15 protein-coding genes are annotated in these 12,760 nt (G+C 40.9%); 12 read left to right on the top strand and 3 right to left on the bottom strand.

Annotated features, from left to right (window positions below; all coding sequences use genetic code 11):
• From QZ055_RS04725 to ispE, 3 genes are all read right to left on the bottom strand, one after another.
• A partial coding sequence (locus QZ055_RS04725) for a sodium:alanine symporter family protein (RefSeq protein WP_295824969.1) occupies window positions 1-1,096 on the bottom strand: 1,096 nt, incomplete at its 3' end.
• Between the two features lie 145 nt (window positions 1,097-1,241).
• Window positions 1,242-1,934, bottom strand: a complete 693-nt coding sequence (locus QZ055_RS04720; RefSeq protein ID WP_119206802.1) for a GntR family transcriptional regulator — start codon at window positions 1,932-1,934, stop codon at window positions 1,242-1,244.
• A complete protein-coding gene (gene ispE / locus QZ055_RS04715; RefSeq protein ID WP_295824967.1) occupies window positions 1,931-2,827 on the bottom strand; it encodes a 4-(cytidine 5'-diphospho)-2-C-methyl-D-erythritol kinase in 897 nt (298 codons plus the stop codon). The genes QZ055_RS04720 and ispE overlap by 4 nt, the downstream gene beginning before the upstream one ends.
• 205 nt (window positions 2,828-3,032) lie before the next feature.
• Between ispE and QZ055_RS04710 the strand changes: the two genes are divergently transcribed.
• The 12 genes from QZ055_RS04710 to atpH all read left to right on the top strand — a co-directional run bounded on the left by QZ055_RS04710 (window position 3,033) and on the right by atpH (window position 12,653).
• A complete protein-coding gene (locus tag QZ055_RS04710; RefSeq protein ID WP_227721098.1) occupies window positions 3,033-3,962 on the top strand; it encodes a YitT family protein in 930 nt (309 codons plus the stop codon).
• A gap of 123 nt (window positions 3,963-4,085) precedes the next feature.
• Window positions 4,086-5,723, top strand: coding sequence for a phosphoglucomutase (locus QZ055_RS04705; RefSeq protein WP_295824964.1), 1,638 nt, complete (start codon window positions 4,086-4,088; stop codon window positions 5,721-5,723).
• A gap of 134 nt (window positions 5,724-5,857) precedes the next feature.
• Window positions 5,858-6,133 (top strand): ACT domain-containing protein, encoded by a 276-nt coding sequence (locus tag QZ055_RS04700; protein ID WP_039968964.1) that lies wholly within the window; start codon window positions 5,858-5,860, stop codon window positions 6,131-6,133.
• A gap of 8 nt (window positions 6,134-6,141) precedes the next feature.
• Window positions 6,142-7,500, top strand: coding sequence for a PFL family protein (locus QZ055_RS04695; protein WP_295824962.1), 1,359 nt, complete (start codon window positions 6,142-6,144; stop codon window positions 7,498-7,500).
• 32 nt (window positions 7,501-7,532) lie between these two features.
• Window positions 7,533-8,684 carry a glycosyltransferase family 4 protein gene (locus QZ055_RS04690; RefSeq protein WP_227721101.1) on the top strand — a complete coding sequence of 384 codons (1,152 nt, stop codon included), beginning with the start codon at window positions 7,533-7,535 and terminating at the stop codon, window positions 8,682-8,684.
• Window positions 8,685-8,739: 55 nt separating this feature from the next.
• Entirely contained in the window at window positions 8,740-9,882 is a 1,143-nt protein-coding gene (gene wecB / locus QZ055_RS04685; RefSeq protein WP_119206792.1) for a non-hydrolyzing UDP-N-acetylglucosamine 2-epimerase, read from the top strand.
• A gap of 1 nt (window position 9,883) precedes the next feature.
• On the top strand, window positions 9,884-10,078 hold the full coding sequence (locus QZ055_RS04680) for an AtpZ/AtpI family protein (protein ID WP_105089727.1): 195 nt from the start codon (window positions 9,884-9,886) through the stop codon (window positions 10,076-10,078).
• 10 nt (window positions 10,079-10,088) lie between these two features.
• A complete protein-coding gene (locus tag QZ055_RS04675; protein ID WP_005385424.1) occupies window positions 10,089-10,457 on the top strand; it encodes a hypothetical protein in 369 nt (122 codons plus the stop codon).
• A gap of 174 nt (window positions 10,458-10,631) precedes the next feature.
• Window positions 10,632-11,330, top strand: a complete 699-nt coding sequence (atpB, locus tag QZ055_RS04670) for a F0F1 ATP synthase subunit A (protein ID WP_005385425.1) — start codon at window positions 10,632-10,634, stop codon at window positions 11,328-11,330.
• A 23-nt stretch (window positions 11,331-11,353) separates the two neighbouring features.
• Window positions 11,354-11,581, top strand: a complete 228-nt coding sequence (gene atpE / locus QZ055_RS04665; RefSeq protein ID WP_004695064.1) for a F0F1 ATP synthase subunit C — start codon at window positions 11,354-11,356, stop codon at window positions 11,579-11,581.
• A gap of 18 nt (window positions 11,582-11,599) precedes the next feature.
• Window positions 11,600-12,097, top strand: coding sequence for a F0F1 ATP synthase subunit B (gene atpF, locus QZ055_RS04660; RefSeq protein WP_105089726.1), 498 nt, complete (start codon window positions 11,600-11,602; stop codon window positions 12,095-12,097).
• Between the two features lie 4 nt (window positions 12,098-12,101).
• Window positions 12,102-12,653 (top strand): ATP synthase F1 subunit delta, encoded by a 552-nt coding sequence (gene atpH / locus QZ055_RS04655; protein ID WP_105089725.1) that lies wholly within the window; start codon window positions 12,102-12,104, stop codon window positions 12,651-12,653.
• Window positions 12,654-12,760 lie beyond the last annotated feature (107 nt).

Genomic DNA, 12,760 nt, shown 5'->3' with positions numbered 1-12,760 from the left:
AGTTACCAATTAAGGAACTGAAGGAGAACATTACGATAAAGATTGCTACCGCTGTAGGTGCCCAAGAACCGAGTTGTTGTTCAAGGTTATGTTGCACTAGAGCTACACCAGTTAAGCCTGTTGTGCTATAGTCGCCAACGACGAGTACGATGAAAGCAGAAGCTGTACAAATGATAAATGTATCAAGGAATACACCGAATGCTTGTACAAGACCTTGTTCAACTGGGTGGTTAACAGCTGCAGTAGCCGCTGCATTAGGTACAGAACCTTCACCGGCTTCATTGGAGAATAGGCCACGTTTAATACCATTCATTACAGTGGCACCTAATAAGCCGCCACCTGCCGCAACTGGTTCAAAAGCGGAAGAGAAAATAGTGTAGATTACATGTGGGAATTGAGTAATATTCATAATTACTACGAATAATGCAGTAGCGATGTATAGAACCGCCATGATAGGAACGATGATTTCAGATGCTTTAGCAACGCGGCTAATGCCACCGAAAATAATAATACCAAGAAGAATTGCTACTACAGCGCCAGTATAGGATACATCAAAGTTGAATACTTGGAGAGATGCAGCTAATGTGTTAGCTTGTACAGAGTTGTAAATCCAACCGTATGTAATACTGATCAAAATAGCGAATAAAACAGATAAAGCTTTGTTGTTTAAGCCGTAGCGAATGTAGTAAGCTGGACCACCGTAAAAGCCGCCTTTAGCAACAGGTTCTTTGTAGATTTGAGCCAATGTAGATTCGATGAAACCTGTAGCAGCACCGATAAGAGCGATAACCCACATCCAGAAGACCGCACCAGGACCGCCGAGAACAACGGCAATGGCGATACCTGCGATGTTACCAACCCCAACACGGGATGCGGTACTAACACAGAATGCTTGGAATGAGGACACGTGATTTTTCTCCGTGGAACTACCAGCACCACTGATTACGAGGCGAATCATTTCTTTGATCATGCGAATTTGTACAAAATTCGTTGTCATCGTAAAGAAGAGACCTGCGCCGATGAGGATAAAGATGATGAAATAGCTCCATAAATAACCATTTATGGTAGAGATAGCATCATTGAGCATTGCTTCCATAAAAAAGCCCCTTTCATATAAAATAATTCTATATAGTTATTGATGTTATTGTATCAATTTCTATAGAGTCTGTAAAATAAAAATCCCTCACAAACGTGAGGGATTTGTTAGTCATTTATTGTTCTATTATAGGTAAGGATATTCCCTATGCCTTGATAAACTCTTGGGATCCTTCCATACCTTGTAATAAGGTCTGTTCAGAGTGTTCCATGTGAATCTGAGCCAATTTACGAGCTTGTGTTGCATTATGAGAAGCAATAGCCTCTACGAGTTGGCGATGTTCTTCCCATGTTTTTCTAAGACGACCCGGTTGGTTCATAGAGAAGCTACGGAATCGATAGGTTTGTTCCCGCAAGTTGTGTACGATATCTGCTAAACGTTCATTACGAGAGGCACGGTATAGTACTTCGTGGAATTCCACGTCCGCTGCTACAACGGATTCCATATCCTTGTTTTCCATATGATCGCCAATCTCGACGAGCATTCGTTCTAATGTTTCGATTTCTTCTGCAGTGATACGTTCTGCTGCAAGACCAGCTGCTAGCTCTTCGAGGGCAGAACGAATTTCAAATACTTGGGTAATATCCTTTAACGATATATTGGCCACGTATGTGCCACGGCGAGGTACCATGACAACAAAGCCTTCTAATTCAAGTTTACGTATAGCTTCGCGAATTGGTGTACGGCTTACACCAAGTTCTTCGGCTAGAGGAATTTCCATGAGGCGTTCACCTGGTTTTAAAATGCCATCTTGAATTGCTTGACGCAATGTTTCACTTACAACTTCGCGTAGAGGTTTATACGCATCGAGGCGTATTGGTTGTAACCGTTTTGTCATGGTAAGTCCTCCTGTGTACATGTTTTTGTAATAAGAGATAGCCAATCATGGCCTGCTGCTTTGATTTCTTCTTGTAGTTGTAATGCTTCCATCGGTTTGTTCAGCAATACCACCATTGTAGGACCACTACCAGTCATGATGGTTGGATAGCCGCGGCTAGTGAAGAATTCTTTACAAATGACAAGTTCTTCGTGGTCTGGGAAGAGTAGTTCTTCAAATGTATTAGCACTAGCAAGGAACGCTGATTTTAAGTCATTGTTTTCTAGGTGTCGTTGGACTGTATCGATAGTTTGTTTTGTTGCCACTGATTTGTCATTAAAGCGTCCATAAGCAGCCGCTGTAGATACAGAAACCTTAGGTTTCACTAGCAATAGCCAATGTGGCTCTGGAGATTTTCCGTACGTTAATATTTCGCCACGACCTGTGCCACGTGCTGTACCGCCTTGTAATAGGAATGGCACATCAGAGCCAAGTGTAGCACCTATTTTTAATAGTTCCTCTTGAGTAAGGCGCAAGTCCCAGAAACGGTTGAGGCCCATTAACATAGCAGCTGCATCAGCACTACCACCACCAAGACCTGCTTGGATCGGTACGCGTTTTAATAGGTGGATTGCAGCCCCCGCTTTGCAGCCTGTATAGGCTTGGAGTGCTCGTAATGCTTTTAGGGCAAGATTCTCTTCGCCGTAAGTGACGAGTTTTTGCATATACTCAGGCAATTCTGGAGCCCCGCCGGAGAATACTACGGAATGATGCGTAGCAAAATAAATGGAATCGCTAAGGCGAATAGATTGGAAGATAGAGTCGATATCGTGGTAGCCATCTTCACGCTTGCCTGTAATAGCAAGACCAATATTGATTTTACTGCAACCGAGTTGCTCAAAACTTTTACTCATGATAGCCTCGTTTGTAACATACAGAATATATGCAATTTATATGTTTATTTTATACTCTTATAAAGTGATTGAAAATAACCATTAAGTGGTTTATGATGAATTTGTATACGCATATTGTTTTATTACTAAATGTATTGTAAATAGCGTATGTTTTAGTTAGTTCATTATAGAATATTTATAGTGAAATGGCAATTTGGAGGAAGCTATGTTCGCTAAGTATAGAAGTGTTATCTATGAAAGCCTTATGGTCATTCTTGGATGTGCCATATTTGGTGCCGGCCTTGATGCCTTTGTATTGCCACACAAATTGGTGAGTACTGGTATTAGTGGGGTAGGCTTGATTTTGTATTATTTAACGGGCTTATCTGTTGGTTCTTGGAATATGATTTTAAATATTCCTATATTCTGGGCTGCTTGGAAGTGGCTGGGCACCCGTGTTGTTATCAAAACCTTGTATGGCACATTGATGCTGTCTTGGATGGTTGATTTATTTAACTTCTTGCAATATGACATGATTATTAAGGATCCTTTGTTGAGTTCCATGATGGCTGGTATTACTACTGGTGTAGGTCTTGGCATTGTATACCGCGTAGGCGGTAACACAGGTGGGCTTGATCCTATTGCACTCATTGTACGCAAATATTATGGACTTCAAATGGGGTCCATTAATAGTGCCATAAACTGTGCTATCCTTGTTGCTGCAATTGGTGTTGTTGGCCTTGAAGCCGTAGCGGTCACACTTATTAGTGTCTATGTGTATACCATCATTACGAATAAGGTGGTTATCGGCTTTAATCAGCGGAAGGTTGCTTTCATCATTACCTATCGTACTGATGAGGTCTGTGAATGCATCATCAATAAGGTTGGTCGTGGCGCAACTATCATTAATGGCATTGGTGCTTATACGCGGACGCCGAAGCAAATCGTTATGGTAGCCGTTAATCTCTTGCAAGTAAATAAATTAAAAGAGGTTATTCAAGAGGCGGATCCAAATGTGTTCATCTTAATAACTGATGCGCAAGAGGTCATTGGGCAAGGCTTTACACAACCGATTATCCCTACTGAAGTGTGTGAACAGTTAAAAGATAAGAGTACCACACAAGAGGATAATACACAGACTATACATAATCGCTAAGTAAAGCAAAATGTAAAATCAGAAAAGTAAAATTCAAAATGTAAGCATTAGTCATCTCATATTAATTATGTGTAAATATAATATTTTATGAATGACATATACATTTGAGATTAGGAGGTTCCTATGGCTCATAAATTAGCAGGTACGCCTGTACAAGAACAAGATATTATAGATGTACAAACTCTGGTAGATGCCTATTTTGACAATGCACCAGATGTAACTGATCCGACACAACTCGTATCCTTCGGTACATCAGGCCACCGTGGTACCTCTTTAAATGGTACCTTTACGGATTTACACGTAGCGGCTATTACACAGGCAATCTGTGATGGTCGTGGTCAATTTGGTGCGACAGGGCCCATTTTTGTGGGCCAAGATACACATGCCTTATCTCAGCCTGCATTAGTAACAGTGCTTGAGGTACTTGCTGGTAATGGTGTGACTGCCATGGTTGATGCGGATATGGACTTTGTTCCAACACCATCTGTGTCTCGTGCAATCATTCGATATAATGAAAGTCACGATAAAAAAGCAGATGGTATCGTTATTACACCATCTCACAATCCTCCAGATAATGGGGGCATTAAGTATAATGCTACCAACGGTGGCCCTGCAGATACGTTGATTACAAAATGGATTGAAACCCGCGCCAATGAGTACGTTCGTGCTTATTGTGAATTAGAAGGGTTTAAACGCATTAGCATAGATAATATTGAACCAGATCAACAAGTGCCTTATGACTATAAGGGCTTATATGTGGAAGAGTTATCTTCCATCATCAATATGGAAGCCATTCAAAGTGCGAAGCCTAAAGTTCTTGTCAATGCATTAGGTGGTAGTGGCCTTGGTTATTGGCGTGCTATTAAAGAACGATATAATCTCAATATGGATATTATCAATGATGAATACGATCCAACCTTTAGCTTTATGACCTATGACCATGATGGCAAGGTGCGTATGGATTGTTCCTCTGAATATGCGATGGCGGATGTAACTAAACAAATTGGCAATTATGATCTCGCTGTTGGCAATGATCCTGATTATGATCGCTACGGTATCGTTACTGCAGAGGGCCTTATTTCACCAAATGCATTCCTTACAGCGGCTGCGGATTATCTGTTTACAACCCGTGGTTGGACTGATAAAGGGGTAGGTAAAACCGTTGTTTGTACCACTATGATTGATAAATGGGCGGCTGTTAAAGACATTCCGGTTTATGAGGTTCCGGTAGGCTTTAAATATTTTAGCTCTTTATTATTTGATGGTGAGATTGGTATCGGCGGTGAAGAATCTGCAGGCGCATCGTTCCTTAAAAAGGACGGCACCGTATGGACTACCGATAAAGACGGCATGGTAATGGCGCTTCTAGCAATGGAAATGTATGCCGTTATGGGCACAACTGTTGATCGCCTCTACAATAATATTGTTGAAGGTTGTGGTGACCCACGATTTGGTCGCATTGATGCGGCTTGTACAAAGGCGGCAAAGGCCAAGTTGAAACAGTTGAATGCAAGTTCCATTACAGCCACAGAGGTAGATGGAGACCCTATTACGAATATACGCACTACATCTTTATACAAGGATATGCCCATTGATGGGGTTCGCGTAGAAACTGAAACAGGTTGGTTTGTAGCGCGTCCGTCCGGTACAGAGGATTTGTATAAAATCTATGGTGAAAGCTATAAAGGGGATAAAGGTTTAGTCGCATTATTGACAGCAGGAGAGGCTATCGTAACGGCTGCATTATCCGACGAAGTGTAAAATACTGTTTTTACATGAAAACTCATGAAGATTTCACCGTAGAAAAGTAATAAATGTGATATAATATATTAATATAGTTTATTGAATACCCTATATGGGTCAAATAGTTTGTAGTGCTCAGAAAAGGTGATGTTATGAAATTAGTTGTTACCGTTGTCGGCGTTGACCGCGTTGGTATCATTGCAGGGGTTAGTACTGTACTTGCTAACCACGGCGTAAACATTATGTCTATAAATCAAACCATTCTTGATGGCGTTTTCAATATGATTATGATGTGTGAAACAAAGTCTGAAGATGTGAAAGATTTGACATCTATTCAAGATGCTTTGAATGCACTCGGTAAAGAACTTGGTGTTGAAATCCGTGCACAACATGCTGATATTTTCTTAAGCATGCACCGTGTAGGATAGGAGGCACTATGTTATCTATCGACAATATTTTAGAAACGAATCAGATGATTCATGATAACAAGCTTGACGTACGTACCATTACAATGGGTATTAGCTTGCTTGAATGTGCATCTAGCTCTGGTAAAGAGTTGTGTGATCGTATTTATGATCGCATTACGAAAGAAGCAGAACACCTTGTGTCTACCGGTGAAGATATTGAGCGCGAGTTTGGTATTCCTATCATTAACAAACGTATTTCTGTAACACCGATCTCATTAGTGGCTGGTGGTAGTGATTTAACATCTTATGTTCCTATTGCAGAAGCGATGGATCGCGCTGCAAAAACAGTAGGTGTAAACTTTATCGGCGGTTTCTCTGCTCTTGTAACAAAAGGTGCTACACGGGCTGACCGCATTTTGATTGATTCCATCCCAGAAGCGTTGGCAACTACAGATATCGTATGTAGCTCTGTAGGTGTGGGCTCTACTAAAACGGGTATCAACATGGATGCAGTTCGCGACATGGGGATCATCGTTAAGAAAACGGCAGAACTTACAAAGGATAATGATGCTCTTGGTTGTGCTAAGCTTGTTATTTTCTGTAACCCTGTAGAGGATAATCCGTTCATGGCCGGTGCCTTCTTTGGTGTAACTGAAGGTGATAGTGCCATTTCTGTAGGCGTATCTGGTCCAGGCGTTGTAAAACACGCACTAGAATCTGTACGTGGTCAATCCTTTGATGTTGTAGCAGAAACAATTAAACGCACTGCTTTCAAAATTACCCGTGTAGGCCAGTTGGTAGCACAAGAGGCATCTCGCCGTCTTGGCAAACCATTCGGTATCATTGACTTGTCCTTGGCACCAACACCAGCTGTAGGTGACTCAGTAGCTCACGTTCTTGAAGAAATGGGCTTATCCTCTTGTGGTTGTCACGGTAGTACAGCAGCCCTTGCATTATTGAATGATGCAGTGAAAAAAGGTGGCCTTATGGCATCTTCTCACGTAGGCGGTCTCAGTGGTGCATTTATTCCAGTATCTGAAGATGCGGGTATGATTGATGCTGTATCTTGTGGCAGTTTATCCCTCGATAAATTAGAGGCTATGACATGTGTTTGTTCTGTGGGCCTTGACATGATTGCTATTCCTGGAGACACAACAGCAGATACAATTTCTGCAATCATTGCTGATGAATCTGCTATTGGTATGATTAATAATAAGACAACTGCGGTTCGTGTAATTCCTGTACCTGGTAAAACAGTAGGTGAGGTTGTTGAGTTTGGTGGCTTGTTAGGCTATGCTCCAATCATTGAAGTAAGCCCATATAGTGCAGCTGAGTTCATCGCACGTGGTGGTCGTATTCCTGCACCTATTCGTAGCTTAACGAACTAATATTGTTTTAACCCAGTTGTTGGAGGTGTCTTATGAGTGATTATGTGCTCGATTATGTATGGGCCTTTGCTCTGGCGCTCGTCATAACCTTTGCACTTACCCCTTTGGTGAAACGCTTTGCCGTTGCTGTTGGGGCAATAGATAAACCTGATGCCCGCAAGGTACATCATGGTGCTATTCCACGACTTGGTGGGTTAGCAATCTTCCTCGGTTATATAGGATCGGTCCTCTTTAATGGATCTATCCCACATGACCATAAACTATTTGGCTTTGTGCTTGGTACCGTTATCCTTGTGCTTGTCGGCATATGGGATGATATTAAACAAATTGAGCCAAAGACTAAGTTGATGGGCCAAATCATAGCGGCAGCTATTTTGGTAGCTTACGATATTCGCGTAGACTTCATCAACCTTCCTTGGGGTGGTGTGGTATACCTTAAATATTGGTCTGCTCCATTGACTATTTTCTGGATTGTAGGCTTTACGAATATCGTAAACCTTATCGATGGACTTGATGGCTTGGCAGCAGGCATTTCCTTTATTGCTTGTATTGCTGTTTGTGCTATGACATTACAACTTGGTCAAACAGACCTTGCCTGTATTTCATTGGCACTAGCAGGTGCAACAGTAGGGTTCTTGCGGTATAACTTTAACCCAGCGAAAATCTTCATGGGTGATACGGGCTCTATGCTCCTTGGTTATACATTAGCCGCTATTTCTGTAATGGGAGCCGTTAAAACGGCGGCTACTATTGCATTAGTGGTACCAGCTATCGTGCTAGGCTTACCAATTCTCGATACATTGTTTGCTATCGTGCGCCGTAAAATCAGCGGTCGTCCGATTTTCAAGCCTGATAAAGGCCATGTGCATCATCGTTTGTTAGCACAGGGCTTATCTCAAAAACAAGCAGTGCTAATGATGTATGCTGTAACGGCTCTCTTTGGTGGCGTATCCGTCATCGTAGCAGAGGTCAATGCTTGGATTGGTATCGCATTAGTACTCGTTATCTTCTTAGGTAGTATTTATGTGGCTCGTCGTCTTGGTGTTATTACTCACAGTGATGCGGCAGGTCATCCACTACCACGTCCTACAATTGAACGCAGCGATTCAGATGAAACTATTTCCTTTGATCGTGAAGAATTGGCAAAAGCTTTAGAGGAATCCGAGGATTCCCATAAGAAATAACCATGTGGGGCGCTTGGCGCCCCATTTTTTCTATCCTACTATGTTGGAGGCAACTATGTTAAAAGTTATGACAATCTTTGGTACAAGACCTGAGGCTATCAAGATGGCTCCTCTTGTAAAAGCATTAGAAGCAGCACCGGATATGGAACCGATTGTAACCGTTACGGCACAACATCGCGATATGCTCGATCAAGTACTAAACTTGTTTAATATTACCCCTGATTACGACTTGAATATTATGAGCCAAGGTCAAACATTGTACGATGTAACAAACCGTGCATTGATGGGCCTTAAAGATGTATTAGAAGAAGCTAAACCTGATGTGGTTCTTGTACATGGTGATACTACAACTACCTTTGCAGGTGCTTTGGCGTCCTTCTATCAAGAAATTCCTGTAGGCCATGTAGAAGCAGGCCTTCGCACTGGTGATATTTACTCTCCATTCCCAGAAGAGATGAACCGCAAGTTGACTGGTTCTATTGCGACATATCATTTTGCACCAACAGCTAGTTCTGAAAGTAATCTTAAAAAAGAAAATATAAATACAGACCATTTGTATGTAACAGGCAATACGGTTATTGATGCCCTTGATACAACAGTACAAGAAAATTATGTGTTTGATGATGCTGCTATCAATGCATTAGATCCTGAAAAACGTACAGTGCTTGTTACTACACATCGCCGTGAAAACTTGGGTGAGCCTATGCGCCATGTATACCAAGCTATTCGCGATTTGCTTGATGAATTTAAAGATATTCAAGTGGTATTCCCTGTACATAAGAATCCTAAAGTTCGCCAAGTTGTACAAGAAGAACTCGGTTCTGTAGAACGTGTTACATTAATTGACCCGCTTGATTACGAACCATTTGCTAATTTGATGGCTAAATCCTATTTGATTCTTACTGATTCTGGTGGGATTCAAGAGGAAGCACCAGCTCTTGGTAAACCAGTTCTCGTATTGCGTGATACTACAGAACGCCCAGAAGCTGTTGAAGCTGGTACTGTGCGCCTTGTAGGTACTGACAAAGACGCTGTACATGCAGCAGCTCATGAATTGTTGAGCAATGCAGAGGCTTATAAATTGATGTCTAATTCCGTTAACCCATATGGTGACGGCAAAGCATCTGAACGCATCATCCAAGCGTTGCGCCATGAATTTTTAGGCGATCCTAATCGTCCTGAACGTTTTGGTAAATAATATGGATAAGGACCTTGTGAAAGCCCTCGCCATGGCAACATCGGCGGGGCTCACACTCGTTTTCTGTATAGGTGGCTTTATTGGGATTGGATATATACTAGATGGTTGGTTTAGAACTGAACCATTATGTATGGTTATATTTGGTCTTATTGGAGCTATAACAGGCTTTTATATGTTATATAAACAAGTTAAGTAGTGAGGTATATATGAATCAATATATTAAATTCATAGTGCGTGTGCTACTAACTTGTTTTTTTATTGCCTTTTTAGGCGGTATAATACAAGTTTTATGTGGCTTAGAAGTGTATCTATGGGGATGGCTTTGGGGCATTTTTATAATGGTACTCTACTTGCTTAGCTTGGCTTTGCATGGACAATCTATTGTGTCAGGAGACCCTTATAAAGCCGTACGTAAAGCTCGCAGGCAGATGATATGGCGTCTTATGTTAGTAGGCTCTTTGGTCGTCTTAGGATTAAAAATACCTGGTGTTGAAGCTGTTAGCATGTTTATAGGTATTGCACTCATACAACCGGCATTATATGTGGTGTATTGGTGGCTTAGTCGGCATTTCTGACCCCGTAAGTAGCAGTAAGAATGATAGGTGTATACCGATAATGCATTATACACAATGTGATTATGAGTAATTGGAATTGTTTACCTTGTAAGTGTTGATTATATATCTATAACGATGTATGATGATACATATATAATATATTTATATTAATTGTAAATATATAAGGTTTTTATTATGACTATGGAAGGGGTTGAGAACGTGGAATTACATGCGGGACACCATGAGGTCGTGCAGTGGTTGGGGTTAACATTTAATATTGATACCTTGATTGCTACATGGGTTACTATGGCTATTGTAATACTGGTAACAGTATTGGCCACCCGAGGACGTAAATTGGTGCCTGTAGGCTTGCAAAATATAGTGGAAGCTATATTAGAAGGCTTAGAGGGGCAGCTAGCTCCGAACTTGGGTCGTCATTGGCCGATGGTAAGTTCCTTGTTATTTACGTTTTTCTTATTTATTTTTGTAGGGAACGAACTGGGTTTAATGCCAACGTTTAAGGCTTTAACATCACCAACATCCGATATTAATACTACAATTGCATTAGCTCTATGTAGCACATTAGTGGTATGGGTTATGGGGATTAAAGTTAAAGGCTTATCCTATTTCAATCATTTTGTACAACCTTATAAGGCTTTGCTAATCCTTAATATTTTTGAGGAAATTGCAAAACCAGTTACACTTGCTTTCCGTCTATTCGGCAATATCGTAGCTGGTGAAATTTTGTTAGAAGTATTGTATAACTTGCCTTGGTTTGTACCTGTACCATGGGTTTGGATTGCTTTTAGTTTATTTATCGGTATTATTCAAGCCTTTATTTTCACAGTTCTTACTGCCTCCTACTTGGGGATGGCTCTTAGTGAGGAACATTAATTATTTTATATGGAGGATATATTATGGAAGCTCAAGGTTTATTCGCATTAGCAGCAGCAATCGCAGTAGGTTGTGGTGCCATTGGTGCAGGTATCGGTGATGGTCTTGTATCTAGCAAAGTAATCGAAGGTATTACACGCCAACCAGAATTACGTGGTCAATTGATGTCTACAATGTTCGTAGCGATTGGTTTGATCGAAGCGATGCCTATCATCGGTGTAGTAGTAGCATTTATTTTGTTATTCAGATAATAACGAGGAGGAATAACCTTGGTTGACTTAAGCCTTGGAACGATTCTTGCTCAAATGTTGAACTTTTTTATATTAGTTTGGCTATTGGCTCGTTTTGCATATAAACCATTATTGGCTATGATGACAGAACGTAAAGAACGAATTGCTAAAGACTTAGAAGCTGCAGAAAAAGCTCGTGCAGAAGCAGAGGAATTTAAAGCTGATTATGCAGCTCAAATTTCTAATGCTCGTGTAGAGGCACAAAAAATTGTTGAAAAAGCAATTCAAGAAGCAGAAAATACAACACGTGAACAATTAGCAACAGCTCGCGAGCAAATTGAACAAGAAAAAAATCGTGCTCGTCAAGATATTGCCATTGAACGTGATCGTGCTATGAACAGCTTGCGCAATGAAGTTGTTTCCTTATCTGTAGCTATGGCTGGTAAAGTTGTTGCTAAAGATATGAACAGCGAAACTAATACGAAATTGATCGAAGACGCTATTCGTCAACTTGATAGTAAAACGATAGGGTTGTGATACGATGAGCATAGAAATTGTAGCAGATAAATACAGTTCAGCTATGTTTGAATTAGCTCAAGAACAAAATAAGTTGGATCTCATGGAGGAGCAATTAGGCTATGTAGCATCTGTAATGGATGAGCAACCTGAATTAAGCTCATTCCTTGAAAATCCAACTGTTACAGAAGATGCAAAGATTAAGCTGATTGGTAAAATTTTTGAATCTAGTCTCGATAAGGTTGCTTTGCATTTTATTTATGTGATGATTAAACGTGGTCGTGATCGCTATATAAAGCAGACTATTGCGGCATTTATTAAGAAATCACGCGAAGCTCGTGGTATTCTAGAAGCTACTGTCACTGTAGCAGAACCAATCACAGCTGATATAGAAGCATCTGTACAAGCTAAATTACGAGAGGTAACGGGCAAAGATGTTATTCTATCCGTGCGTCAAGATCCTTCCATTATGGGTGGTATTATCATTCAAGTAGGGGATAAACGCATTGATGGCTCTGTATCTCGTCGCTTGCAAGAATTAGAAAAATCTTTATTAAGAACGAACTCTATTAGATAGGGGTGAATGGGTATATATGAAAATGAAGCCTGAAGAAATCACTGCTATAATTAAACAGCAGATTCAGGACTATGATGTTGACCTCAATGTCGATGACGTGGGTACTG

The organism is uncultured Veillonella sp. (genome assembly GCF_905209685.1).
GTDB lineage: Bacteria > Bacillota > Negativicutes > Veillonellales > Veillonellaceae > Veillonella.
The sequence above is the reverse complement of the archived record's forward strand: the minus strand, read 5'-3'. Positions and strand labels throughout refer to the sequence as shown.

What these genes read in the sequence shown, in the direction of transcription:
- QZ055_RS04720 (WP_119206802.1), bottom strand. Translation starts at nt 1,934, where the DNA reads ATGACAAAACGGTTACAACCAATACGCCTCGATGCGTATAAACCTCTA.
- ispE (WP_295824967.1), bottom strand. Translation starts at nt 2,827, where the DNA reads ATGAGTAAAAGTTTTGAGCAACTCGGTTGCAGTAAAATCAATATTGGT.
- QZ055_RS04710 (WP_227721098.1), top strand. Translation starts at nt 3,033, where the DNA reads ATGTTCGCTAAGTATAGAAGTGTTATCTATGAAAGCCTTATGGTCATT.
- QZ055_RS04705 (WP_295824964.1), top strand. Translation starts at nt 4,086, where the DNA reads ATGGCTCATAAATTAGCAGGTACGCCTGTACAAGAACAAGATATTATA.
- QZ055_RS04700 (WP_039968964.1), top strand. Translation starts at nt 5,858, where the DNA reads ATGAAATTAGTTGTTACCGTTGTCGGCGTTGACCGCGTTGGTATCATT.
- QZ055_RS04695 (WP_295824962.1), top strand. Translation starts at nt 6,142, where the DNA reads ATGTTATCTATCGACAATATTTTAGAAACGAATCAGATGATTCATGAT.
- QZ055_RS04690 (WP_227721101.1), top strand. Translation starts at nt 7,533, where the DNA reads ATGAGTGATTATGTGCTCGATTATGTATGGGCCTTTGCTCTGGCGCTC.
- wecB (WP_119206792.1), top strand. Translation starts at nt 8,740, where the DNA reads ATGTTAAAAGTTATGACAATCTTTGGTACAAGACCTGAGGCTATCAAG.
- QZ055_RS04680 (WP_105089727.1), top strand. Translation starts at nt 9,884, where the DNA reads ATGGATAAGGACCTTGTGAAAGCCCTCGCCATGGCAACATCGGCGGGG.
- QZ055_RS04675 (WP_005385424.1), top strand. Translation starts at nt 10,089, where the DNA reads ATGAATCAATATATTAAATTCATAGTGCGTGTGCTACTAACTTGTTTT.
- atpB (WP_005385425.1), top strand. Translation starts at nt 10,632, where the DNA reads ATGACTATGGAAGGGGTTGAGAACGTGGAATTACATGCGGGACACCAT.
- atpE (WP_004695064.1), top strand. Translation starts at nt 11,354, where the DNA reads ATGGAAGCTCAAGGTTTATTCGCATTAGCAGCAGCAATCGCAGTAGGT.
- atpH (WP_105089725.1), top strand. Translation starts at nt 12,102, where the DNA reads ATGAGCATAGAAATTGTAGCAGATAAATACAGTTCAGCTATGTTTGAA.